The sequence below is a fragment of the Klebsiella pneumoniae genome (assembly GCF_000742135.1).
Taxonomy (GTDB): domain Bacteria; phylum Pseudomonadota; class Gammaproteobacteria; order Enterobacterales; family Enterobacteriaceae; genus Klebsiella; species Klebsiella pneumoniae.
The window spans coordinates 2,367,900-2,390,416 of the sequence record NZ_KN046818.1 but is presented as its reverse complement, the minus strand read 5'-3'; the positions used below and the strand labels follow the sequence as shown (position 1 = coordinate 2,390,416).

The window sequence follows — 22,517 nt, the reverse complement described above, 5'->3', positions numbered from 1 at the left end:
TGTATACAAAAAATAAATTTTATGTATACGATCTGCTATCGATAAGTGAAACCGGAGTGGGTTAATGAATAATGAACATCGTCTCCAGGCCGCGCCAGCGCTGCAGGACAAGGACGAAAGCATTTACCAGGCGCTGATGACGGCTATCGTCGAACATCAGCTGCCGCCGGGCAGCAAACTGCCGGAAGAGGCGCTGGCGGAGGTGTTCGCCGTGAGCCGCACCGGCATCAGAAAGGTGCTGCAACGACTCGCCGCTGTGCAACTGGTCACGTTGACGCCCAAACGTGGTGCACACGTCACCAGCCCGAGCGTGGAAGAGTCCCAGGCGATCTTTCGCACCCGGGCGCTGCTCGAGGTCGCCAATCTCCCCGATGTGATCGCGCGCTGCCAGCCGCCGCATCTGGCGGCGCTGGAGAACATTATTCAGCGTGAACAGCAGGCCCATGCGGCGCACGACGGCCCGGCGGCGATCCGCCACTCCGCTGACTTTCATATTCAGCTGCAGGCTATCTCCGGCAACCCGGTGCTCACCGAGATGGTGACCCGCCTCAGCCAGCGCTCCTCTTTAGTGATTGCCGCCTGGGGCGCCCCCTGGCGACAGGGCTGCCGTTGCGACGAACACCAGCAGTTGGTCGGTTTGCTGCGGGATAAAGCCCTGCAGCCGCTCAGCGAGGCGCTGATGCACCATTTTGATCATATTGTCGCCAGCCTGTGCTTCGAGCGCGATGGCGTCAGCCTGCCCGATTTTTCCCAGCTGTTCGCCGGCCACAAGGAGTCGTGATGTCTTCCGTTCGTATACAAGTGATTAACCCCAACACCAGCCTGGCGATGACCGAAACGATAGGCGCCGCCACGCGTGCGGTCGCTGCGCCGGGCACCGAGATCCTTGCGGTCTGTCCCCGCGCCGGGGTGCCGTCAATTGAGGGCCACTTTGACGAAGCCATCGCGGCAGTCGGCGTGCTGGAGCAGATCAGGGCCGGACGCGAGCAGGGAGTGGATGGGCATGTGATCGCCTGCTTCGGCGACCCGGCGCTGCTGGCGGCGCGGGAGCTGGCCCAGGGGCCGGTGATCGGTATCGCGGAGGCGGCAATGCATATGGCGACGATGGTCGCCACCCGTTTCTCCATTGTGACCACGCTGCCGCGCACGCTGATCATCGCCCGTCATTTGCTGCACCAGTACGGATTTCATCAACATTGCGCGGCGCTACACGCCATTGATTTGCCGGTGCTGGCGCTGGAAGACGGCAGTGGCCTGGCACAGGAGAAAGTGCGTGAGCGCTGCATTCGCGCGCTGAAAGAGGATGGCAGCGGGGCGATTGTTCTTGGCTGCGGCGGGATGGCGACCCTGGCGCAGGAGCTGACCCGCGAGCTACGGGTGCCGGTGATCGATGGCGTCAGCGCGGCGGTGAAGATGGTGGAGTCGCTGGTCGCGCTGGGCCTGGCGACCAGCAAGCATGGGGACTTAGCGTTCCCGGAGAAAAAAGCGTTAAGCGGACAGTTTCAGTCGTTAAATCCATTTTAAAAGGGGCAGGAGATGGGAGAGAACCAGGAACACTATCCTCGCGATCTGCGAGGTTACGCAGGGGAACCGCCGCACGCGCGCTGGCCGGGTGGGGCGCGGATCGCGGTGCAGTTTGTCCTCAACTATGAGGAAGGCGCGGAGAATCACGTCCTGCATGGCGATGCGGGTTCGGAACAGTTCCTGTCCGATATTATCGGCGCCGCCAGCTACCCGGCGCGCCATATGTCGATGGATTCACTCTATGAGTACGGCAGCCGGGCAGGGTTCTGGCGCATCCATCGCGAGTTCAGCCAGCGCGGGCTGCCGTTGACGGTCTTCGGCGTGGCGATGGCGCTGGCGCGGCATCCGGAGATTGTGGCGGCGATCAAGGCCGCGGATTACGATGTGGTCAGCCACGGCTGGCGCTGGATCCACTATCAGCACATGGATATCGCCGAGGAGCGCGAGCATCTGCGCAAAGCGGTGCAGGTACTGACCGACCTGTTCGGCAAACCGCCCACCGGCTGGTATACCGGCCGCGACAGCCCTAACACCCGCCAGCTGGTGGTGGAGCACGGCGGCTTTGACTACGACAGCGATTATTGCGGCGATGATTTACCTTTCTGGAGCGAAGTGGCCTGCAGCGACGGCAGCCAGCGGCCGCACCTGATCGTGCCTTATACCCTCGACGCCAACGACATGCGCTTCGCCACCGCCCAGGGATTCAACACCGCGGAGCAGTTTTATACCTATCTGAAAGACAGCTTTGACGTGCTGTACGCCGAGGGTGAAACCGCGCCGAAGATGATGTCCGTGGGAATGCACTGCCGGCTGCTTGGGCGTCCGGGCCGTTTCCGCGCGCTGCAGCGTTTCCTTGACTATATCCAGCAGCACGACAAGGTGTGGGTCTGCACCCGGCAGCAGATTGCCGACCACTGGCGCGAAACCCATCCGTATCGCGGGTAGCTTGTTGCCCCTGAACCTGGCCCTCTCTCCAGGGAGAGGGCTCCGCCCGGCCGCGTCTGTTACACCGGTTCACCAGAATGTAATTTGATTATTGAATAAGCATGGCGAGGAGTACCAGGCACAGCAGCAGCACATAGATGCGCGCATACCATACATCAGGTACCGCAGGGATTGCCCGGCGGCTAAACACTATCCCGGCCCAGCCGGTCAGGACGAGCAGGCCTAAAATTTTCAGGCTGATAAACCCCAGAAATCCGCTCAGCGGAATGCTGTGCCAGCCAATAACGGCATAGGTCACAGCCCCGCATAGCGCCACGGGCAAAGAAAGCGGGTTGGATGCGCTAACGCACTCCTGCATTGCATACCCGTGTCGCCGTAGCAGGGGCACCGTCATGACGCTGCCGCCCACGCCCAGCAATGCGGCGATCGTACCGATAATCACACCGCCGCCGGTGACCACTGGCAGGGACAGGCGACGCCGAGCGCTGCCCGTGAAAAAACCCTTGCGCAACAAACAATCGCTGATGGTTGCCAGCATATAGAGAATAAACAGCGCGCGAACAATATTCTCGCTCAATATCCCCGCCAGACAGGAGCCCACCACCGCCCCAATGGCAATAAACCATAACAACGGAAACAGCGTCTGCGCGGCAAGCCTGCCCGCCCGCCAGTTTCGATAGCTGACCCAGCCGGCGTTAAATATCATCACCGCCGTTGAGGTAGCCACCGCGACATGCATGGCGTTGCCCGCAATCGCCGGCTGCCGGAGCATCAGTTGATAGACAAAGGGCACCACCACAAAGCCGCCGCCGAAGCCGAACAGCACCGTGGTAATGCCGGTAGTAAAGCCTGCCAGCGCAATAATAACGATCTCATTCAAGAGAGTATCCCCGACCTGAAAATGAGCGAGCAGCTTATACCGGTCGCGTACTGCTTCCCATTTGCGTAGCGCTCAATTACCTTTGTAAATCGGTCAGAGGGAGGCAGGGGTGCGCAACGTAAAAATTGACGAGGTCGATCGACTCGATCGTGATGTGGTGGCGTTAGGTAATGACTATGCGCAAGGGTTTATCCTGCCCCCGCACCAGCATCGTCGCGCACAGCTGCTGTATGGCGCGACCGGACTGATGTATGTCACTACGCAGGACGGAGAATGGGTGGTTCTTCCGCAACACGCTGTCTGGATCCCCCCTGAAACCGTGCATGCCGTCAGATTTGCAGGGGTGACCACGCGTAGCTTGTATATTGAGCCAGACTGTGTGGCCGCTTTCATTAAACACCGTCGTTGCGAAGTGATCAGCGTCTCGCCGCTGTTGCGCCAGCTACTGCTTGAGGCTGTGGATTTACCACCGTTGTACGACAGCCCACGCGATCGCACGCTGATACAGTTGATGTTGCTGGAACTGGCCGCTATGCCGGTCCGCGAATTTGACATTCCGTTGCCGCAGCATCCGGCGCTGCTGGCGCTTTGTCAGGCTTTTTTGCTTAACCCCTCTATCCATGATCCTGCGGCGCGCTGGGCCAGGGCGCTGTTTATGAGTCCTAGTACCTTTCGCCGCCATTTCCTGAAGCAGCTGGGCCTGTCATTTTCCGCCTGGCGTCAGCGAGCCTGCGTGGTGAGCGCCCTGGCATGGTTGATAGCAGGCAAACCGGTGAACGAAGTGGCATTATCCCTTGGATACGACAATGCGTCCTCTTTCGCCACCATGTTCCGCCGCGTGACCGGGCAGCCGCCGTCGTTTTATCACCCAGCCTGAGGCGTCGGAGAAGGGGACTCCGGCAGCATGTGTCGGAAATGAATGTCGCTTTTATGGCGTTGCTATGCGTTTACGCGGTCATAAGACAAATAATCGTGGAATGCCTGGCTTCGTCTTCAGGTACCCCTACATTTAGTGGTGGCTACATCCAGGCGGTTTATCTATTCTGCCTGTAACCGTGAGAAGACCGGAGTCTCTCTTTGTGAACCATCTTATCGTTGAAAAAATTATCATCATCTTTCTTCTCGTCCTGTGGGGATTCGATACATTCAGGACCAGGAAAAGAAAACGTTCCGAGCCCGCCATTGAAGCAGCTGATGCCAGAGAACGTTATCAATGGCGCTATCTGAGATGGGGGTTCCGGGTCATACAGGTGATAGCGGGAGTGTATATCGTCGTTCAACTGATACAGGTATTACTGAGATAGAGGCATGGGCAGAGTTGCTTTTCGCGTCGACAAGGGGAAGCGTTCGCTCTGTGCCAGAGCAGACGTTAACGTCGATAACTACGTCACTTCTGAAGCTGAACATAACCATTATCAGCTACACTTGTTCCTGTTTTTCGTCGAGAGCTGAGAACTTGCCTGCATATCAAAGGAGGGTTTTTAGATGATAACATTTCAAATAACGGCTTATGTGACCCTGCAATGATGCAAGTGATACTGGTTCGACACGCGGAAACAGAATGGAATGTAAAAAATATTATTCAGGGACATAGTGATAGCGCATTGACGCTTCGTGGGGAGCGTCAAACATCAGCTTTATTGGCAGCGTTTGCAGAGAGTGATTACCGGGTAGAATGTGTTTACGCGTCTCCACTTGGCCGGGCCTGGCAAATGGGACAGCGCCTGGCTGAGCGTTTTTATTGTTCACTGATAGCTGAACCGGCTCTGAAAGAACAGGCTTTTGGTCAGTTTGAAGGCATGACAACCGTAGCGCTGCTGCAAAATAATCCGGACGCCGCAGAAGCATTATTCACCCTGGATGCAGAGTATTGTCCGCCAGGGGGTGAGTCTCTCTCAGATGCTTCGCAGCGAATGATACATTTTTTATCCAGTCTGGAAAAAAAACATCATCATCGAACAATATGTATTGTGTCTCACGGGCAGGTCATTCAGGGCGTGCTTGCGACATTAAAAAGTGGATCTGTGGATGATTTTCACCGCTATGCACAACCCAATGCGAGTTACGCCGTTTTCGAGCTGATTAATGGAAGCTGTACCGTTCTAAGCTGGGGGATCGCGACACATTTACGTCACCTGGATTAGCCGTTACCTTGCTGTCATTCAAATCGATGATGATTGAAGTACAACGTCCGCTTCTTGCCCGCATCGAACGGAGGTAACGTAGCGGAAATATGTTTTCGGACTCTACCAGGATGCCTTCCATCGAAACGTTTATGACTTTCCTTCTCGCACTGACGCTTCTGGAGATTTCTCCTGGGCCAGACATGATGCTGACTATCGCCACCAGGAGCGGACGTTCAGATGACTGGGGATCCCCGGTTATATCCTCCCGTTTTTTGACGTCAGAAATTCATAGTTTTATGCCCAGGTTTTGATATTTCAGAGGAACTGGTAACAAAAGCATGTTGAGGTAGAACTTTTTTAAGTAAAAACATATTGGTGTCAGGATCTAGATCTGCGCAATAATCATTCACAACGATAAGGCGGTAATCCAGATCAAAAGCTTGTCCGACTGTGGAAAGCACCACACGACTGGTAGTTACACCCGTAAGAATCAGGTTTTCGATGCCTTGAGCACGAAGGATCATCTCAAGTTCACTAAACGAGAAAGCTCCGACTCTGCGTTTGACGATGACGACTTCATTTTCTGCTGGAGCAACATCAGGATGAATAGCCGTGCTCTCGTTATCAGCCATAAAAACTCCATTCTCCTTAATCGAAGCGAAGATAGTGTTGTTTTTGCTGACCTCTGGATACCCCTTGCGGAATCCGACGCTGACATAAATGACCGGTACGCCTGCTGTGCGCGTAGCGGCAATCAGCGGAAAGCCGCCTCCGCCTTCTTGAGGCAATCAATTCAAGCAGACGTAGCCTGAGGGCGAGGGGTATTGCGATATCCTAATATAAGTCGCCAGTTTTGATGACAGAACGACAAAAATCCGCTTTTCGCTCACAGCGGATCTTCACCTGCGTTAGCTCGTCCGCTCCTCGCTTAAAGCTGCCCTTTACGGCAGACTAGTGCCAGGAGCGGATGTTGCATGCCCACAGGAGCGCGATGGAAATGTAGCAGTACAACTTATCCCTATCGTCAAAAAATGGCACTAACTGAAAGATGTCAATCTGCTTCCTCATATATATCTACATTCCCCCCTATTCATTAATAAAGGATGGATGAAGATGCTGAGAGGTAAAAGAGCTGTAATTACCGGTGGTGGCACGGGATTTGGTCAGGCGCTGAGCGTATGGTTAGCGCGAGAAGGCGTCGAGGTGGATTTTTGCGCGAGGCGCGCTGATGACATTCAAAAAACTTGCAGTATCATTACGGCTGAAGGCGGAATGGCGAAAGGGCATCTCTGTGATTTAACCCTACCTGAATCCCTTTCTCAGTTTTCTTCACAGTTGTTAACTTTAGACAAGCCCATAGACATTTTAATCCTCAATGCTGCTCAGTGGCTTTCAGGAACGTTAGACGATCAATCAGACACAGAAATCATAAATACTATCAGTTCAGGCCTGACAGGTTCTATTCTGCTGACTCAGGCATTGCTACCCGGGTTAAGACGTTCAGAAAGTGCGGATATCGTCTCAATTATATCTTCATGTGGGATTCCTAATTTTACAGATTCAATTGCGCACCCCGCTTTTTTTGCCAGTAAACACGGGCTTAGCGGGTTTACAACTAAACTTTCGTACCAGTTGTCTAAAGAAAATATACGTGTGACTGGGTTGTATCCCCCGGATTTCGAGCTGACAGGGTTAGAGGCGTTTGTCGATAGCCAGCCCAAAATGGGGGAACGTCTGATGAATGGGCGTTCAGTCTGGGAAACAATTCGCTTTGTGCTGACTCAACCCCGTAATTGCCATATCAGGAGCATCTACTTTGAAGGCCCAACTCGCGAAAAACTGGCAGTCAGAAGCTGAGGCTGCGACGTTTAACAGTGTAGCCAACGTCCGCTGATCGCTCATATCAGACCTTCAACTCAGATAGCTTGTCCGCTCTGTGCCAGGAGCGGACATTAAAATCAAAACCGATGGCAAGCTTACCGAGCATAACATTATGCTTGCGCTGCTGTGTAACGTGCTTCCAGCTTATCCAAAAAGCCAAAAAGTACTTGATTCATTTCACTGTAATCGTGCGCCCGGAGCGCTTCAGGCGTGTCAACGAAACGATATTCTGCTGCACGGCTCAGGTCTTTCTCAGAATGAGCGATCAGCCGTTCTACAACGTCCAATGTGAGCTCCATGTGGCACTGGAAACCAAAGACGCGGTCTGAATAGGCAACGATCTGCCGCGGACAGCCTTCGCTGTAAGCAATAATTTTAGCCTCCGGCGTCAAACCTGGCATGTCGTTATGCCAGTGACCCACTGCCAGTGTTTTCCCAAAGTGAGAGAACATCTCATCCTTACTGCCGTCTTCGGTCAATGTGATCGGGAATTTACCAATCTCTTTTTCCGGGCTATGAGAGAACGGCGCGCCCAGCGCTTCACCGATTAGCTGTGAACCCAGGCAGATACCGATCACCGCCTTACCGGTTTTAACCGCGGAAGCAATCAGCGCCTGTTCCGCTTTAGCATTAAAGTGCGGGCACTCTTCAAGCGTGGTGTCAGGATCTTGCGGACCGCCCATAACGATAAGAAAATCGATGCCTACGGCGTCATCAGGTAGCCGATCGCCTGCATAGACGCGTGAGTAAGTTACATCATGACCCTGGTTTATTGCCCAGGTTTCATATGCGCCCGGGGCTTCAAAACTTTCATGTACGATAAAGTGTACACGCATGAGGTTAAGCTCCTGTAATATCTTTGATGATCAGGATGATAAGTCACGCACCCATTGCCTAAGGCTCTACTCCGGGTGGTTCCAGTTTCGATATGATAATGGCAGGGGCTAAATCTGAAATGCCAGGTAGTATAGATAAAGCGCCAAGACATGATGAAGCCACAGGCTGGTCCAGTACTGCGATAAGCTATCAACGCGGCGAGGCAGATCCTCCCCATCATCATGTTGAGGGGCAGCTACTCTTCGCCACCAGAGGGGTTATGCTGGTGCAAACAGAGAGCGACCGTTGGGTGATCCCTCCTCAGCGGGCATTATGGCTACCGCCTCTGCATATCCATAGTTATCATCTGCTTTCACAAACCGATCTCAGGGCGATCTATTTCAGCAGTAGCCTTATCGCAGAATGTACGAGCTTTACGAAGAGTCAGCAGGTGCATGTGATCACGGCTACGCCGTTAGTCAAAGAGCTTATCGCTGGGCTGTTCAGTGAGGACTACGCCAGACCGAGTCAACGGAAGATAGCGTTGTTGCTTCTGGAAATTCTCAGCGAGGCTCCACCTTTAACGATGGCGCTTCCCATGCCGAATGATGAGCGATTATTCAGCGCGGCCAGATCGCTACTGGTCAATCAGCGCTGGGAAGCATCGCTGAGCGAGCTGGCTTTTATGTCGGCCATGTCGGAACGGACCTTTTCCCGCTTGTTTATGAAGGATACAGGCTTTAGTTTTAGAACATGGAAGCAGAGAGCCAGAATTTGCGCTTCGTTGGATCTTCTCGCGAACGGTGTTCCAATCAAACAGGTCGCTTACCAGCTTGGTTTCTCATGCCCGGCGGCCTTTACCGCTGCTTTTCGCTGCATTTTGGGGGCAACGCCACGCGATTATGTGCCTTAAACCGGGAAACCCTCAAAGCGGTCTTTGAGACTGTCATGGGCATATTACCAGACGCAGAAACCCTGCGAGGGCAGGGGTATCCCGCCTTTGCTGTTGAGAAAGGTAGTTTAATTTGCACCCGACACACTCTCATTGATTAAAGCACGGAGTGGAGATTACTGCGGTCCATAGTTCTGACAAACCGTGAAAGAGAAGGCCTGCATGAAGAAAAAAGGTGTCGCGATGTGTGATGAAATTACCTTATGACAGACCTTGCGGTGATTTACGGCACCGGGTGGATTCCGGACGCTGTGAGCCCCTCATTGCTACGAAGCCTGATTCTGCTGTACCTCAGGCCATATGATAGCCTGCGCAACAATCACATCCTGCCCATTAATGCGTCCAGGGGAGTACTCCCGGGCCCTGCACGTCCCTGTGTGCCAAAAGCGGAAGTAGGCTGATGATAAATTAGCGTTGATGTTAATCGTGGGTTCTGCAGATAGGTAGAAATTGATAACTTAGGATGCAAGTTCGTCCCGCTCTTTCTGCAGTTTTCATCGAGGGGATATTCTCCGGAATAATTGTGCCCATATACATGGATAGTTCCGAATCGGAATGAGTTAATAATCGGTACAGCAGGCGTTGCGCTCGGGCCGACAATGATCGACCACGAAAAGCAGGAAGTATTACTTTGTCAGTAATACGATATCCTCTCAGAAAAGCGAGGTTTCCTTTCTGGCATATTAGCAACCCGGCGCGAACATCGTTTTCATAGATAATATATACTTCTCTCTCAGAAATATGGTCACACAACTCTTCGTCATCAACTGCTACCAAATTGCTTGCTGACAGTTCGCGAACTGTCTGCCATGTATGCTTATAGGCATCACCCAGAGCCTGACAACACCAGTCAAAATCTTCGTATGTCGCCACATGCAAAGTAAGAGATTTATCATTGAATTCAGGGGGTTCAGAAAAAGACGTGGCAAATATATACTGGTCGGGAATACCCTGCGGGAAGGACTGGCCTGGCACAAGAATGCGGACATACTGAGCTCTGAGTTGTGACCATTCCTTACTAATGAGTTCTAATGCAGTATGATTTAGGTCAGAATCCATACCTACAATATCAATAAAAGGTTTGTTAATATTTCCGCCCTGATAACGGGGGCCAGTAAGAAATTGCTTTCCATCAATTTTGAGTTTTCGTTGTAAAAAATATTCCTGACATAATCCAGTTTCTCTCCAGGGAAATCGCGCCGAGAAACTTCTGTCTGTACACCTCGATTCCTGCTCTGACAACCATTGTTTTAACCATGAACGTAGAGTAACTTCAGGCACAGGTAGCCTGGCATATTGAGAGAGCATGTAAGATAGCATAAAAAATATTTTGCCCTTGGATGTAAAAATGTTTTTTTAAACAAATCAGAATAGTTCTACTCTCACTTTATTACCAATTATAGCTGGCACGTCAGCTCCTTGCTCAATGCGGACCTTTAGCTCGATAGCTTGTCCGCTCCGCGCCAGAAGCGAACAGTGTTATGAGTGGCCAGTGATAAAATGTCAGCACGTTGACCTTGCCTTACAGCACCTCAACCACTTCAAATTCTTCTGCGATCAACTCCATATCTTCAGAAAAATGACCTTCGGAGCTGAAAAATCTCTGATGCTCTCTCTTCCAGTATTCAAGGCTTAAATCGCCTTCACCTTCTTTGCGGGCGAACGCTTCAGTGACATCACAAAAACGAACCAGCTGCATCGAAATCAGTCTGATCACGCAAACTGGAACATTCTGACCATCAAGAATAATGTTATAACTCCCGATTCTCGGGGCGGATTCTTCCTGCTGGTAAGAGGCAAAAGATCCGCAAGAGGCCGTTTTGATCCCTTTTTTGATCAGGTCAGCAAGCTCGTTAGCCAGTTCCGGACTGTCACCCATTTGCCAGGCATCTGCGCCGGGATATTTCTTTTTTATTTCCTCAACCTCAACCATGAAAATTCCTTCGTTATCGTCAATGAAAAGAAAAGCTATCCCTTTTTTAACATGAGCGGTCCCAACATAATAGGCGATATCATTCTTTAGATAGTGTGGTCCGTTCTTCGCTCAAAACTGACCTTGATCGATAACTTCGGCTGGCTGGACAATGCGTCGATTCCATTCTCGATGAGCCGAATCGGCGCCATTGTCTCCCTGGGTATTGCGCTGTACTTGATTTACTCCAGCAGCAGGGCAAAAGCCGCAACGGTGGAAATCCCCCGTCGGCCAGTACCGCGGGGGAGCTGACGATTATTGCCAGCGTTTCAGCAGCAGGCTGGCGTTAACGCCGCCAAAGCCAAAACCGTTCGACAGCGCGTAACGCATCTTCTGTGGGCGGGCCTGCAGCGCCACCAGATTGAGACCTGCCGCCTCTTCATCGGGGTGATGCAGGTTCAGCGTCGGCGGCACCACCTGGTCACGCAGCGCCTGAATGGTGAAGATGGCCTCGATCCCGCCGGCCGCGCCTAACAGATGGCCGGTGGCGGATTTCGTCGAGGTAATAGCGACCGGATGGACGCCAAACAGCGTTTTAATCGCCGCCAGTTCACCTTTATCACCGACCTGCGTCGAGGTGGCGTGGGCGTTGATATGATCAATCTCTTCGACGGTCACCCCGGCCTGGCGAATAGCGATCTCCATGGCCCGACGTGCGCCGTTCCCGTCTTCCGGGCCTGCGGTCAGGTGATAAGCATCTGCGCTGGTGCCGTAGCCCACCAGCTCGGCCAGCGGCGTGGCCCCGCGCGCCAGCGCGTGCTCCAGAGATTCGATCACGATAAGCCCGGCGCCTTCTCCCATCACAAAACCATCGCGGTCACGGTCAAAGGGGCGGGAAGCGCTTTCCGGGTGGTCGCTGTAGGCGCTGGACAGCGCCCTTGCCGCGGCAAACCCGGCCAGGCTAACGCGATGAATTGCCGCTTCCGCGCCGCCGCAGAGGGCAATATCCGCCTCGCCGCTGTGGATCATCCGCGCTGCATCGCCGATGGCCTGGGCACCCGCTGCGCAGGCGGTGACCGGCGCGCCGATGGGCCCCCGGAAGCCGTGGGCGATAGACACATGCCCGGCGGCCAGGTTGGCCAGAAAAGAGGGGATAGTGAACGGCGAGAGACGACGCGGCCCGCGTTCATCAGTGGTATGTACCGCATTGGCGATCTCGCTGAACCCGCCGATCCCGGTGGCGATCACCGTGGCAGTGCGTTCCTGTTCGGCCTCGGATGCTGGCGACCAACCGGCCTGGGCCAGCGCTTCGCGGGCGGCGACCAGCGCAAACTCAATAAAGCGATCCATCTTTTTGCGCTCTTTCGCCGGGATGGTCGCCAGCGGGTCGAAGCCGTGCAGCGGATCGCTGTCAATGGACGGCACCTGGCCGGCCACTTTGCAGGGAATATCCGCGACCAGCTGCTCGCTGAGTCGGGTGATCCCTGACTTTCCTGCCAGCAGCGACTGCCAGACGTGCTGTACGCCGCAGCCCAGCGGGCTGACAATCCCCATCCCGGTGACGACAATGCGTTTAACGGAAACGCCCATAGTTAACTCTCCTGTAGTATCAGTGTGCCGGCGGCTTTTTCATCAAGGGAACCAGCAGCGCGGCAATTAAAAAACCCATCATGATGAGGTAGAAAGCATCGGAAAATGCCTGGGTTCGCGCCTCCCGTAGCGCCAGCGCGGAAAGATTTTTCAGCGCCGCCGTCTGCGCGGCATCCGGCGAGATCCCCTGGACGGTGAAGTTTGCCGCGCTGCGCTGAACAAAATCGCTCATTGCCAGGTTGGCGTTATTCAGATGGTCCGCCAGGCGGCTATAGTGCAGATTGGTTCTGTCGTTAAGCACCGTGCCGCACAGGGCGATGCCGATGGCGCCCCCGAGGTTGCGCATCAGATTAAACAGCCCGGAGGCCAGCTTCAGGCGCGTGGGCGGCAGGCTGCCCAGCGTCAGGGTCACCGTTGGCGCGACGGCAAACTGCTGCGCCAGTCCGCGAAAGGCCTGCGGGAGCAGCAACTGGTCCGCCCCCCAGTCGTGAGTGATCGGAACAAAGCTGTACATTGACACCGCAAAGCCGATCAGCCCGGCCATCAGCAGCCAGCGCAGATCGACGCGGTTGGCGAGCCACGAATAAAACGGAATAGACATGACCTGGAACAAACCGGTGGAAAATACCGCCAGGCCGTTCTCCAGCGCACTGAAACCGCGCACGCTCCCCAGATACAGCGGGGTTAAATAGATGGTGGCGAAGATGCCGACGCCGGCCATAAACGAGAAATAGCAGCCGAGGCTGAAGGTTCGATCCTGCAGGGCGCGGAGATCCATCACCGGCTGCGGATGGCGCAGGGTGCGGATAACAAAGGCCACGCCGCAGAGCAGGGCGACCCAGGCGGTGGTCGTCAGGGTCGCGTCATCAAACCAGCCCCAGCGCGGACCTTCTTCGAGGGTATATTCCAGGCAGCCGAGGGACAAGGCCAGCAGCAGAATACTGAGATAGTCGGCGCCGCGCAGCAGAGTGGGGTCGGCGCTGTCTATTTTTACCAGCAGCGGCACTGCCACCGCGATGTAAATCCCCGGAACAACGTTGATAAAGAACAGCCAGTGCCAGTTGTAGTTTTCGGTGATCCAGCCGCCCACCGTTGGACCCAGCGTAGGGGCGAGGGAGGCCAGGCCGCCGATCGTCGCCGCGGCGATGACCCGCTGTTTGCCCTGAAAAAAGGCGAAAGCGGTGGTGAACACCAGGGGGATCATCGACCCGCCCGCCAGTCCCTGCAGGGCGCGGAAGGCGATCATACTCTGGATGTTCCACGCCCAGCCGCACAGCAGGCTCATCAGCGTGAAGCCCGCCGCGGAAGCGGCAAACAGCCAGCGGGTCGACATGACCCGGGCCAGCCAGCCGGAAAGCGGGATAATAATGATCTCGGCGATCAGGTAGCTGGTTTGTACCCAGACGGTTTCATCGTCGCCCGCCGACAGGCCGCCGCCAATATCCCGCAGCGAGGCGGAGACGATCTGGATGTCGATAAGGGCAATAAACATCCCCACGCACATGCTGGCGAAGGCGAAGATCTTCTTCGCCGTCGGCATCGACAGACCCTGCGGGGCGGACAGCGCCTGAACGGTGCTCATCGAGGGCTCTTTTCGTTCACGGTGACGATCACCGACAGTCCCGGGCGCAGGACGTCAAGCTTTGCCCCGTCACCTTCCAGCGCAATGCGGACCGGCACCCGCTGCACGATTTTAGTGAAATTCCCGGTCGCGTTCTCCGCCGGCAGAATGCTGAAGCGTGAGCCGGTCGCCGGCGCCAGGCTGGCGACATGCCCCTTAAAGGTATGGTTCGGCAGCACATCGGCGACGATGGTCACCGGCTGGCCGGCACGCATATGCGCCAGCTGGTTTTCCTTGAAGTTAGCGTCAATCCACAGGCCGTGCGCGGGTACCAGGGAGAGCAGCTGCGTACCGCTGCTGACGAAGGAGCCGGACCACGCGCGGCGGTTGCCAATCACCCCATCGAACGGCGCGCGAATGTCGGTATAGCTGAGGTTCAGCCTGGCCATCTCGAGGTTAGCCTGGGCCTGCGCCAGGGCAGCCAGGATTTGCTGCTGGCGAGCATCCAGCACCGCCAGCTGACGTTCGGCCACGGTTTTATCCGCTTTGGCCTTCTCCTGCTCGGCGTGCGCCCGGCGATAATCGGCGGAGGCGTTATCGCGGATCTGTGCGGAAATCGCGCTCGACGCGGCCAGGGCGTTATAGCGTCGGTTGTCGTTAGCCAGTTTTTCGGTTGCCGCCGTGGCGGCCAGTAACGAGGCCGCAGAGCCGGCAATGGTCGCCTGCTGAAGCTGGCGGGTAGCCTGGATATCGGCCAGCGCGGCCTGCTGCGCCGCCACTTCTCCGGCGGCTTTCGCGAGGGCGGCGCGATAATCGCGGTCGTCAATGCGGATCAACAGGTCACCTTTTTTCACCGCCATATTGTCCTGCACCGCCAGCTGCTGGATATAGCCGGAGACTTTGCTGGAGATGGCGCTAATGTCGCCGCCGACATAGGCATCATCGGTGGTCTGCATAAAGCGCCCGGTATGCCACCAGTAAGCGCCGTAGCTCGCTGCCGCCAGGGCGGCAGCCCCCAGGGCCGCCAGGACAAGAATATTTTTCTTACTGGTCGGATTCATTGCTGGCATCTCTGTAAGGTTCAGGCTGGAATTTTTGCCCGCTATCGCCTTCGCGTTTGCGCAGCAGATATTCATGACGATATTTCATCAGCGGCGAGGCGGCGGGGCCCGGCACCATGGCGTATTTACCCGGAATAATCTCTTCCCCGGTCGCTTTATCCACCATGACTGGCTCAACCCGTCGCTGGGTGGCGGTTTCCACCAGCTGCATCTGACGGCCTTCGGGGGCGAAGTGGCGGTTACCCCATTCCGCCAGCGCCAGCAGCACCATGCGGAAATCGCGGCCGCGCGGCGTGAGGTGGTATTCGTAGCGCGGCGGGGTGCTGCTGTAGCACACCTTCTCCAGCAGTCCGTCATCGACCAGTTCCTTCAGGCGGCGCGACAGAATATTGGGCGCGACGTTGCTGCTTTTCTGGAACTCGTCAAAGCGGGTAAAGCCCGCGAAGGCATCGCGCAGGATCATGATGCTCCAGCTGTCGCCGATGCGGCCCAGGCTGCGGGCGATGGGGCAGGGAGCGTGGCAAAGCGGTTCATTTTTCATGGGCTGTCCAGTAACCAGGTGGCTTTTGCCAGCAAATTGACATAGTAACTATCAAAATGCAAGTTACTCTTCATGGTACCCGGAGAAGAAGCTGCTGCCGTTTCGCTACGCCGTTTCACCTTTGAATGCCGAAAACTGGACAGTCGCCGCCGCCTTATATCTGCTTGACCGTAATAAGAGATAAATATCGCTGATGGCAGATGAAACATTTTAATAATGATAAAAATCGATGTGCTGGGTAATGACCTTTATTGGGGGATACGATATAAGGTATGGCGACACTCAAATTAACATTCTCATAACTTATAAAGGTTAAATAAATGAAGCAGGTGGGTATTGTTGGTTGGCGAGGGATGGTGGGCTCAGTATTGTTGCAACGCATGATCGAAGAAAATGATTTCGACGATATTACAGCGCATTTTTTTAGTACCTCCAGTGCGGGTGCCCCGGGCCCGGTTATTAATGGTAGAAGCGACAGGCTGAAAGATGCGAATTCCCTTAGCGCACTCGCCGAAATGGATATCATCATCACCTGTCAGGGCGGGGATTATACCAAAGCCATCTATCCGGCGTTAATTAACCATGGCTGGCAAGGTTACTGGATTGACGCCGCTTCGGCGCTGCGGATGGATGAAAGAGCCTGCATTATTCTCGACCCCGTCAACCGCGAAAATATCGATCGTGCGGTAAAAGCGGGAATTAAACTGTTTGTCGGCGGCAACTGCTCCATTACGCTGAGCCTGATGGGGTTGGCCGGGCTGATAAAAGCGGATCTTATCGAATGGATGAGCGTGATGACCTATCAGTCTGCCTCCGGGGCGGGCGCCAAACAGGTGCGGGAATTAATCGCACAAAGCGCTTATATCAGTCAGCATTTATCTGCGGATGAACTGACATCATCAGGTTCCGTGCTGCCATTGGTAAATGAAGTGAGTGAGCTGATTAACAGCGCGGGCATGCCGGTGGAGAATTTTGGCGTCCCCCTCATGGGCAGCATCATTCCGTGGATCGACAGCGATCTGGGCGATGGAAACAGCCGCGAAGAATGGAAGGGCGAGGCGGAAACTAATAAAATTCTTGGCCTTGCGCCGGGTACCATCCCGGTCAATGGTTTATGCATTCGGGTCGGGGTGATCCGCTGTCACAGCGCGGCGATTACGCTGAAACTTAAACGTGAGGTCAGCGAAGCAGAATTTGCTGAGTTAGTCACCCATTCCCATCCGTGGGTAAACTATGTCCGCAATAATAAGCAAGAGAGTGTCAGTAAATTGACCCCGGCTGCTATTAGTGGTTCGCTGCAGGTAGGTATTGGCCGCTACAAGAAAATGTCGCTAAATAATGACCCAGTCTACTCGGTGTTAACGGTTGGCGATCAGCTATTGTGGGGGGCGGCGGAACCCCTGCGCCGCATGTTAAATATCCTGCTGGGCAAAATATAGTTACGGTCATCCGGGGAAAGCCCTCGCGCGCAGGCGGTTAAGACAAATGTTTAACGAAGCGTTTGCGAACCTCCTTGTAGCCGTTATTTTCATAAAATTGATGCGCTCTGATTCTTTTTTCACTACTTGAAAGCTCGATCTGAGCGCATTGTTTATCACGGGCGAGGCGCTCTGCGGCCTGGAGAAGCTGCTGGCCTATCCCTGATCCACGTGACGATTCCTCGATGACCAGCGCGGAAATTAATGCCCATAAACGGTTCTCATGTACCGGTAAAATAAAATTGATAACGATTACGCCACACACGGCGTTTTCTGTTTCCGCCACCAGCGCACTCATCATGATCTGCGGGGCAGTGATGCGTTGCGCTAAGATCGCCGTCTCCGTCTGATAGCCTAGCTGCAGAAATAGCGTTTGCAGCGAGGGGATATCTTTTGCTTCAGCAGCTCTGATGAACACCATGATCTTCGACTCCAAATAGCATGTTACCGGACCGGAAGCGGGCCGGTGGATACCTTAGTCTCCGGTCCGCTCCCGTATACTCCACTCAGTCCATCAGACTGACCTGGGCGGCGACAATCCGCCAGCCGTAGGGGAAGCGTACCCAGGTCTGCTGCTGGCGGCCCAGGCGGGCGCTGCCCTCGCGGGTGAACTCGGTGCTGCACACCGCCATATCCGCGCCAAAGGTGGTAATGGTGGTATGGCGCAGATCGCGGGCCAGACCGGCGGCGGGGCGGGCGGCGCGAAAGGCGCGGATCGCCTCGATGCCATACAGATTTTCGCCGGCTCCCAGCCGTACGGTGCGCGGGTTGTGCCAGAACAGCGCATCCAGCGCCTCGATGTTATTGCTCACCAGCGCCTCTTCATACTGATAAAACGCCGCCGTCACCTCGGCGAGGATCGCCGGGCGGTCTACATTATCCAGATTGATCATGCTGCACTCTCCGCCACTCGGGCATCGGTAATGCCCATCGCTTCCAGCGCCCGCGCGGCGCGAAGACAGGCTTGTTCGTTAAACGGCGCGGCAATCAGCTGCAGGCCAATCGGCTTACCGCTGGCGGTACGCAGGGGCACGGTCACCACCGGCAGCCCGAGGAAGGAGATCGGCTGCGTCAGCATTCCCATGCTGGCGCGCACCGGCAGCGGCTGGCCGTTAATCACCATCTCCTCCGCGCCTATTGGCGTGGCGCTGCATGGGGTGGCCGGGGCGATCAGCACGTCGGCCTGGCTGAACAGGGATTTCATTGCCTGACGGGCATGACGGCGAAAACGCTGAGCCTGCAGATACCACGCGGAGGGGATCATCGCGCCGGCCAGCAGCCGCTCGCGGGAGTGAGGTTCAAAGCGCTCGGGCGAGTGGCGAAGATCCGTCAGGTACTGATTGCCGCCTTCGCTGGCGCTGATGATAAAGGCCGCCGAGCGGGCCAGCGCGGCATCCGCGAACTGCAGCTCGCTGTCGGCGCCCAGCGCGTGGGCGACCCGATCCACGGCCGCCCGGGCGTCGTCATCGCACCAGGTGGTGAAATAGCCGCCCAGCCGCGCGCAGCGCAGCCCCTCCAGTCCGCGTTCCAGCAGATTGCCGGTGCGCTCGCTGGCTTTATCAGCCTGAAAGTCATCGGCCGGGTCGCGCCCCTGCAGGGCGTCATACACCGCGGCGAGGTCGGCTACCCGGCGGGCAAAAGGACCAATATGATCCAGACTGGCGACAAACGGATGGCTGCCAGAGCGCGACAGGCGCCCGAAAGTGGGTTTCAGGCCAAAGATCCCGCACAGCGACGCGGGGACACGGATCGAGCCGTTGGTGTCGCTGCCGAGGCTGAAATGAACCAGCCCGGCCGCCACCGCCGCGGCCGAACCGCCGGAAGAACCGCCGGCGATCCGCGACAGATCGTGCGGGTTGCGCGTCGCGCCATAGTAGCTGTTTTCGGTGGTAAAGCCGTAGGCGTAGGCGTCCATATTGAGCATCCCGCTGAGCAGGGCGCCGGCGCTGTGCAGCTGGCGCACCGCCCAGCTGTCGCTGGCTGCCGGCGGCCGGTCGCTCAGCAGTTCGGCGCCGGCGAGGGTGGTATGCCCGGCGACATCAAACAGATTTTTCACTGCGTAAGGAATCCCTGCCAGCGGCGGCAAGGGGCGCTTTTCCCGGCGCAGGGCGTCGATGCTGTCGGCCTCCGCCAGCATGCGCTGGGCGGTGACCTCGGTCCAGGCGTTGATCTGCGGATTCACGCGGGCGATATCGTCCAGCGTCTGGCGGGCGATCTCCCGGGCGCTCAGTTCGCCATCGTGCAGCGCACGCTGGAGATCGGCAATGGTAAAGTGTTGAAGAGTCATGCTTTATACACCCCCGCAATCTCCTCGCGCGGCCCGAGGGGATAGTCCATCAGCGGCTGCGCCATGGCGGCGATGCGGGCAAACTGGCGCTCCAGCTCCTCACGGCGCGGCGCATCCAGCTCCATATCCAACAGGTGAGTCATCTGCGTCAGATACTCGCTCCAGTCTGGCTGTGTGGTCATAGTCTGCTCCTTAGTATCCGGCGGCGGCGCCGTTGCTGCGTGGATCGGTCGCCCCTTCAAGCAGGCCGTTGGGATGGCGGACAATGGCCCCGGCGTGGCCCATCGCTTCGCTGAAATCAGCCAGCACTTCCACTTCGTGCCCCAGCTCGCGCAGGCGCGCGATACAGGCGGGGGCAAAGCGTCCCTCCAGCTTCAGTGAGTCGGAGGACTGGCCCCAGGTGCGGCCCAGCAGCCAGCGCGGACGGGAGATGCTCTCCTGGAGCGGCACCCCCTGCAGGATATAGCGGGTAAACAGCGCCGCCTGCGTTTGCGGCTGACCGTCGCCGCCCATCGAGCCATAGACCATCACCCGGCCATCGTTCAGGCGGGCGGCGGCAGGGTTGAGGGTGTGGAATGGCTGTTTGCCAGGGGCCAGCGCCAGGAGATGCTGCGGGTCGAGGCTGAAGGCCGCCCCGCGGTTTTGCCAGACGATCCCGGTGTCCGGAAGTACCACGCCGCTGCCGAACTCGTGATAGATACTCTGAATAAATGACACTGCCAGTCCGCTGTCATCCACGACGCCCATCCAGACGGTATCGCCCGGGCCTTTGCCGCGGCCCCAGGGGGAAGCGCTGGCGTTGTCGATGCTGTCGGCCAGCGGCTGCAGGGCTTCCGGGGTGAGCAAAGCCTGTACATCCACATCCAGATGGCGTGGATCGGTGATATGCGCATCGCGCAGGGCAAATGCCCGCTTGGTGGCTTCGACAATACGGTGCACCGTTTGCGCGTCGTCGGCATCGGCCATGTTCAGGCGGTCGGTGATGCCAAGGATCGCCAGCGACACCAGTCCCTGCGTCGGCGGCGCAAGATTCCACAGCGTGCCCTGCTGGTGCTGGAGCGTCAACGGCCCCGGACGCCGGGCGCGGTGGGCCTGCAGGTCGCCGAGGGTGATCGGCATCCCCAGCGCGGCCATACCCTGCGCGAGACGCTCGGCCAGCGGCCCGCGATAGAAACTGTCGAGACCGTCGCTGGCCAGCATGCGCAGGGTACCGGCGAGGGCGGGCTGGCGGAAGCGGCTGCCGGGCCGCGGGGCCTCGCCCGCTACCAGCCAGGTTTCGCTGAAGCCCGGCTGATGGCGCAGCTCTTCCAGTTTGCTGGCGGTGGCGTGGGCCTGCGAGGCAGTGACCGGAATGCCGTCTTCGGCATAGCCGATCGCATCGGCCAGCAGGCGGGCCACCGGCAGCGCGCGGCCGGTTAAGTCCCGTGAAATACGCAGCGCCTCGTCCCAGCCGCTGACGGTGCCGGCGACGGTCAGCGCGGCCTGCGGTCCCCGGTGGGGAATATGCCGCTGTCCGGCGTAGGCCTCGAGGGTCGCCAGCGATCCGGCGGCCCCGCTGGCGTCAATGGCGATTGGGTCTCCCTCAGGCGGCACGATCAGCCAGAAGCCATCGCCGCCGAGGCCATTCATATGGGGATAGACGACGGCGATGGCCGCCGCGGCAGCCACCATCGCTTCAATGGCGCTGCCGCCCTCGCGCAGGATCGCCAGCGCGCTCTGACTGGCGAGGTGGTGGGGGGCCACCGCCATGCCGTGGGTCGAAACGTTGCTACTGTGCATAAATTATCCTTTCTGAACGAATCACCCGCAGAACACTGCAAAAGCTGTTCCATCTCTGAACGTTTCGTTTCATTGATAAAAACGATGACCAGAATTTTCCCACTGGCACGCTATGTGTAAGGCATAGCAGATACAGTATGATGAGGAATAGATGATGAAACGAAAGTTACAGGGGCGCTATGCAACAACTCGATGAACGACTGAAAGGGCAATACGCCTCGCTGTCGCCGCAGGAGCAGCGGGTGGCGGATTTCATCTTTGACCACTTTGACGACCTGATAAGCTACAACAGCGCCGAGCTGGCGCAGCTGAGCGGCGTGTCGAAAGCCACCGTCAGCCGGCTGTTTAAGCGCCTCGGTTACGACAAATATAAGGATATGCGCGATGAACTGCGCACTCTGCGTCAGAGCGGGATGCCGCTCACCGACCAGCGCGACGCGGTGCAGGGTAACACGCTGCTGGCGCGCCATTATAAGCAGGAGATGGCAAACCTCACCCAGTGGGTCAACGCCCTCGACGCCCGCCAGTTCGCTGAGGCGCTGACGGCGATGGTGGCCGCCCGCCGCATTGTGGTGATTGGCATGCGCAACGCCTATCCGGCGGCGCTGCATCTGCGCCAGCAGCTGCTGCAGGCCCGCGGCCAGGTGCTGGTGCTGCCCCAGCCGGGTCAGAGTCTCAGCGAAGAGCTGGTCGATCTGACCGCCGATGATCTGGTGGTAATGATGGCGTTTCGCCGCCGGCCGCGAATAGTACGCCCGCTGCTGCAGCAGCTGCAGCGCGACGGGGTGCCGGTCCTGTTAATGTGCGAGCCGCAGGCCCACAGCCTGTTTCCGCTCTCCCGCTGGCAGCTCTGCGCGCCGCTGGACAGCGTCTCCGCCTACGATAGCTATGCCTCGGTCAACAGCCTGATTAATCTGCTGGCCAATGCCTTTCTCCATGAAACGCTCGACAGCGGTCGTCCGCGCATCCACGATATCGCCACGCTTTACCAGCAGCTGGACGAGCTGGAACAACGCTGATGGGGCGCCAGCGTGGTGCTGTGCATTATTATGGTGCAATAAAAACCACGTGATGGCGCCGCCGCTCTCTGAACACTTTTCCGTTAACGCTTGTCCTTTCTCACTTTTTGTTTTAATTCCTCGCCAACCCTCGCCTCGTCCGTATCTGGCACATTAGTTGCAAAA

The 22,517-nt window shown here is 56.9% G+C and carries 26 protein-coding genes and 2 pseudogenes; 13 read left to right on the top strand and 15 right to left on the bottom strand.

All coding sequences use genetic code 11. The annotated features are described in order from the left end of the window. Window positions 1-64 precede the first annotated feature (64 nt). From DR88_RS14120 to puuE, 3 genes are read left to right on the top strand one after another with little or no spacing between them, the layout of a single operon-like run. A complete protein-coding gene (locus DR88_RS14120; protein WP_025862000.1) occupies window positions 65-781 on the top strand; it encodes a GntR family transcriptional regulator in 717 nt (238 codons plus the stop codon). Next, entirely contained in the window at window positions 781-1,524 is a 744-nt protein-coding gene (gene hpxA / locus DR88_RS14125) for an allantoin racemase (RefSeq protein ID WP_025862001.1), read from the top strand. The genes DR88_RS14120 and hpxA overlap by 1 nt, the downstream gene beginning before the upstream one ends. Window positions 1,525-1,536: 12 nt before the next feature. Further along, the gene (gene puuE / locus DR88_RS14130; protein WP_004148446.1) at window positions 1,537-2,469 is read left to right on the top strand and encodes an allantoinase PuuE; all 933 of its coding nucleotides are present in this window, start codon (window positions 1,537-1,539) and stop codon (window positions 2,467-2,469) included. An 88-nt stretch (window positions 2,470-2,557) separates the two neighbouring features. Here puuE and DR88_RS14135 read toward each other — a convergent pair whose 3' ends face one another. Then, on the bottom strand, window positions 2,558-3,349 hold the full coding sequence (locus DR88_RS14135; protein ID WP_004184144.1) for a sulfite exporter TauE/SafE family protein: 792 nt from the start codon (window positions 3,347-3,349) through the stop codon (window positions 2,558-2,560). Window positions 3,350-3,458: 109 nt separating this feature from the next. Between DR88_RS14135 and DR88_RS14140 the strand changes: the two genes are divergently transcribed. From DR88_RS14140 to DR88_RS31470, 5 genes and pseudogenes are all read left to right on the top strand, one after another. Next, on the top strand, window positions 3,459-4,226 hold the full coding sequence (locus DR88_RS14140; protein ID WP_025862002.1) for an AraC family transcriptional regulator: 768 nt from the start codon (window positions 3,459-3,461) through the stop codon (window positions 4,224-4,226). Between the two features lie 202 nt (window positions 4,227-4,428). Beyond that, entirely contained in the window at window positions 4,429-4,653 is a 225-nt protein-coding gene (locus DR88_RS0125825) for a hypothetical protein (protein ID WP_004212106.1), read from the top strand. Window positions 4,654-4,657: 4 nt separating this feature from the next. Continuing rightward, window positions 4,658-4,801: a hypothetical protein gene (locus DR88_RS30705; protein ID WP_004184140.1), complete on the top strand. Its 144-nt coding sequence runs from the start codon at window positions 4,658-4,660 to the stop codon at window positions 4,799-4,801. Between the two features lie 71 nt (window positions 4,802-4,872). Next, complete coding sequence (locus DR88_RS28115; protein ID WP_004189986.1) at window positions 4,873-5,493, top strand: histidine phosphatase family protein; 621 nt, start codon at window positions 4,873-4,875, stop codon at window positions 5,491-5,493. Between the two features lie 110 nt (window positions 5,494-5,603). Further along, window positions 5,604-5,708, top strand: a pseudogene (locus DR88_RS31470) (LysE family translocator); the annotation flags it as partial. Between the two features lie 45 nt (window positions 5,709-5,753). Here the strand turns inward: DR88_RS31470 and DR88_RS0125820 are convergent. Continuing rightward, the gene (locus DR88_RS0125820; protein ID WP_025862003.1) at window positions 5,754-6,263 is read right to left on the bottom strand and encodes a cysteine hydrolase family protein; all 510 of its coding nucleotides are present in this window, start codon (window positions 6,261-6,263) and stop codon (window positions 5,754-5,756) included. A gap of 319 nt (window positions 6,264-6,582) precedes the next feature. Here DR88_RS0125820 and DR88_RS14150 point away from each other — a divergent pair, with 319 nt between their 5' ends. Next, the gene (locus DR88_RS14150) at window positions 6,583-7,332 is read left to right on the top strand and encodes an SDR family oxidoreductase (RefSeq protein ID WP_004189989.1); all 750 of its coding nucleotides are present in this window, start codon (window positions 6,583-6,585) and stop codon (window positions 7,330-7,332) included. A 134-nt stretch (window positions 7,333-7,466) separates the two neighbouring features. Here the strand turns inward: DR88_RS14150 and DR88_RS14155 are convergent, their stop codons facing one another. Further along, window positions 7,467-8,192 carry a type 1 glutamine amidotransferase gene (locus DR88_RS14155; protein ID WP_025862004.1) on the bottom strand — a complete coding sequence of 242 codons (726 nt, stop codon included), beginning with the start codon at window positions 8,190-8,192 and terminating at the stop codon, window positions 7,467-7,469. A 119-nt stretch (window positions 8,193-8,311) separates the two neighbouring features. On the opposite strand from DR88_RS14155, the gene DR88_RS14160 reads away from it, so the two are divergent. Continuing rightward, window positions 8,312-9,085 carry an AraC family transcriptional regulator gene (locus tag DR88_RS14160; protein ID WP_004212113.1) on the top strand — a complete coding sequence of 258 codons (774 nt, stop codon included), beginning with the start codon at window positions 8,312-8,314 and terminating at the stop codon, window positions 9,083-9,085. Between the two features lie 459 nt (window positions 9,086-9,544). On the opposite strand, the gene DR88_RS28105 is transcribed toward DR88_RS14160, so the two are convergent. Together DR88_RS28105 and DR88_RS14165 are read right to left on the bottom strand one after the other, a co-directional pair. Continuing rightward, complete coding sequence (locus tag DR88_RS28105) at window positions 9,545-10,444, bottom strand: hypothetical protein (protein ID WP_071531370.1); 900 nt, start codon at window positions 10,442-10,444, stop codon at window positions 9,545-9,547. Window positions 10,445-10,646: 202 nt separating this feature from the next. Further along, window positions 10,647-11,003 carry an ASCH domain-containing protein gene (locus DR88_RS14165; protein WP_073980551.1) on the bottom strand — a complete coding sequence of 119 codons (357 nt, stop codon included), beginning with the start codon at window positions 11,001-11,003 and terminating at the stop codon, window positions 10,647-10,649. Between the two features lie 177 nt (window positions 11,004-11,180). Between DR88_RS14165 and DR88_RS31465 the strand changes: the two are divergent. Beyond that, window positions 11,181-11,348 (top strand): annotated as a pseudogene (locus DR88_RS31465) (DMT family transporter); the annotation flags it as partial. A 3-nt stretch (window positions 11,349-11,351) separates the two neighbouring features. On the opposite strand, the gene fabF reads toward DR88_RS31465, so the two are convergent. From fabF to DR88_RS30695, 5 genes are read right to left on the bottom strand one after another with little or no spacing between them, the layout of a single operon-like run. Next, window positions 11,352-12,626: a beta-ketoacyl-ACP synthase II gene (gene fabF, locus DR88_RS14170; protein ID WP_004148431.1), complete on the bottom strand. Its 1,275-nt coding sequence runs from the start codon at window positions 12,624-12,626 to the stop codon at window positions 11,352-11,354. Window positions 12,627-12,645: 19 nt separating this feature from the next. Next, window positions 12,646-14,208 carry a DHA2 family efflux MFS transporter permease subunit gene (locus DR88_RS14175; RefSeq protein ID WP_004148430.1) on the bottom strand — a complete coding sequence of 521 codons (1,563 nt, stop codon included), beginning with the start codon at window positions 14,206-14,208 and terminating at the stop codon, window positions 12,646-12,648. After that, window positions 14,205-15,248: an HlyD family secretion protein gene (locus tag DR88_RS14180; protein ID WP_004179962.1), complete on the bottom strand. Its 1,044-nt coding sequence runs from the start codon at window positions 15,246-15,248 to the stop codon at window positions 14,205-14,207. The genes DR88_RS14175 and DR88_RS14180 overlap by 4 nt, the downstream gene beginning before the upstream one ends. Then, window positions 15,232-15,789, bottom strand: coding sequence for a winged helix-turn-helix transcriptional regulator (locus tag DR88_RS14185; protein WP_009307830.1), 558 nt, complete (start codon window positions 15,787-15,789; stop codon window positions 15,232-15,234). Before DR88_RS14185 ends, DR88_RS14180 begins: the two co-directional genes overlap by 17 nt. Continuing rightward, a complete protein-coding gene (locus tag DR88_RS30695; RefSeq protein WP_032415987.1) occupies window positions 15,786-15,908 on the bottom strand; it encodes a hypothetical protein in 123 nt (40 codons plus the stop codon). Before DR88_RS30695 ends, DR88_RS14185 begins: the two co-directional genes overlap by 4 nt. A 201-nt stretch (window positions 15,909-16,109) precedes the next feature. Between DR88_RS30695 and asd the strand changes: the two genes are divergently transcribed. After that, complete coding sequence (asd, locus tag DR88_RS14190) at window positions 16,110-17,228, top strand: aspartate-semialdehyde dehydrogenase (protein ID WP_032443886.1); 1,119 nt, start codon at window positions 16,110-16,112, stop codon at window positions 17,226-17,228. A gap of 37 nt (window positions 17,229-17,265) precedes the next feature. Here the strand turns inward: asd and DR88_RS14195 are convergent, their stop codons facing one another. The 5 genes from DR88_RS14195 to hpxW form a co-directional block, all read right to left on the bottom strand. Continuing rightward, entirely contained in the window at window positions 17,266-17,688 is a 423-nt protein-coding gene (locus DR88_RS14195; protein ID WP_004148426.1) for a GNAT family N-acetyltransferase, read from the bottom strand. Window positions 17,689-17,773: 85 nt separating this feature from the next. Beyond that, the gene (hpxZ, locus tag DR88_RS14200) at window positions 17,774-18,160 is read right to left on the bottom strand and encodes an oxalurate catabolism protein HpxZ (protein WP_025862006.1); all 387 of its coding nucleotides are present in this window, start codon (window positions 18,158-18,160) and stop codon (window positions 17,774-17,776) included. Beyond that, window positions 18,157-19,554 (bottom strand): AtzE family amidohydrolase, encoded by a 1,398-nt coding sequence (locus tag DR88_RS14205; protein ID WP_004199945.1) that lies wholly within the window; start codon window positions 19,552-19,554, stop codon window positions 18,157-18,159. Before DR88_RS14205 ends, hpxZ begins: the two co-directional genes overlap by 4 nt. Beyond that, window positions 19,551-19,736, bottom strand: coding sequence for an oxalurate catabolism protein HpxX (hpxX, locus tag DR88_RS14210; RefSeq protein ID WP_004179955.1), 186 nt, complete (start codon window positions 19,734-19,736; stop codon window positions 19,551-19,553). The genes DR88_RS14205 and hpxX overlap by 4 nt, the downstream gene beginning before the upstream one ends. Window positions 19,737-19,746: 10 nt before the next feature. Beyond that, window positions 19,747-21,333 (bottom strand): oxamate amidohydrolase, encoded by a 1,587-nt coding sequence (hpxW, locus tag DR88_RS14215; RefSeq protein ID WP_004148422.1) that lies wholly within the window; start codon window positions 21,331-21,333, stop codon window positions 19,747-19,749. A gap of 179 nt (window positions 21,334-21,512) precedes the next feature. Here hpxW and hpxU point away from each other — a divergent pair, with 179 nt between their 5' ends. Next, the gene (hpxU, locus tag DR88_RS14220; protein WP_004176115.1) at window positions 21,513-22,352 is read left to right on the top strand and encodes a MurR/RpiR family transcriptional regulator HpxU; all 840 of its coding nucleotides are present in this window, start codon (window positions 21,513-21,515) and stop codon (window positions 22,350-22,352) included. Window positions 22,353-22,517: the final 165 nt, after the last annotated feature.